2 protein-coding genes are annotated in these 1,051 nt (G+C 67.6%); one reads left to right on the forward strand and one right to left on the reverse strand.

The genetic code is table 11. From position 1 onward, the window contains the following. A partial coding sequence (locus RJ05_RS15140; RefSeq protein ID WP_036537860.1) for an OB-fold nucleic acid binding domain-containing protein occupies positions 1–307 on the reverse strand: 307 nt, incomplete at its 3' end. Between the two features lie 139 nt (positions 308–446). On the opposite strand from RJ05_RS15140, the gene RJ05_RS15145 reads away from it, so the two are divergent. Continuing rightward, the coding region (locus tag RJ05_RS15145; RefSeq protein WP_036537861.1) for a neutral zinc metallopeptidase at positions 447–1,051 on the forward strand (605 nt) is incomplete at its 3' end.

Here is a 1,051-nt window from a genome sequence, read left to right on the forward strand (position 1 = left end):
CGTTGAGCACCTCGAGCTCGCTGACGTTCACCTCGATCGCGCCGGTCGGCAGATCGGGGTTCTCGTTGCCCTCGGGGCGCTGTTCGACCACGCCGACGACCTTGACGCAGTACTCCGCGCGCAGCCGATGCGCCTGTTCGGCGGCCTCACCCTCACGGAACACCACCTGCGCCACTCCGGAGGCGTCGCGCAGATCGATGAAGATCACGCCACCGTGGTCACGCCGCCGGGCCACCCAGCCGCTCAGGGTGACGGTCTGACCGGCGTGCTCGCTTCGCAGCGAACCAGCCAAGTGGGTGCGCAGCACGATGTTCCTTTCGACGAATGTGACACCGGAACGCCCTCCCGGTGCAAGCCATCGTAGTGAGACACATTCGCCGAGCGGAAACCGATATCGAGTCCACGCGTGCGAAGCTGTAGCGGACACGTCACAGATAGGGATTCTCATGACCTTCAACGAGGGTATGCAGATCGACCCGAATCGAGCCTCGTCCGGCGGCGGGCCGGGCATGGGCGGCAAGTTGGCCCTCGGCGGCGGCGCCGGCGGACTGATCGTGCTGGTGTTGACCCTGCTGCTCGGCGGCGACCCGGGATCGGTGCTCGGTCAATTCACCGGCACGCAGGATGTGCAGTCCCAGCCGACCGCCGGCACGCCCGAGCACTGCCGCACCGCAGCCGACGCCAACCGGTACGTCGACTGCCGGGTGGTGCTCACCGCGCAGAGCCTGGACGCGGTGTGGTCGGTCGAGCTGCCGAAACAGGCGGGCGTCGACTATGTGGAACCGAAGCTGGTGTTGTTCTCCGGATCGGTGTCCACCGGCTGCGGCAATGCCACCAGCGCGGTCGGCCCGTTCTACTGCCCGGCCGACCAGACCGCCTACTTCGATGTCACCTTCTTCCAGGAGCTCGTCGACCGGTTCGGTTCCAGCGGCGGTCCACTGGCCCAGGAGTACGTGGTCGCGCACGAGTTCGGCCACCACATCCAGAACCTGCTCGGCGATATCGGACGCGCCCAGCGCGATCCGCGCGGCCCGGAATCGGGCGCGGTGCG

The sequence above is a fragment of the Nocardia cyriacigeorgica NBRC 100375 genome, from assembly GCF_000308555.1.
In the GTDB taxonomy this organism is placed as follows: domain Bacteria; phylum Actinomycetota; class Actinomycetes; order Mycobacteriales; family Mycobacteriaceae; genus Nocardia; species Nocardia cyriacigeorgica.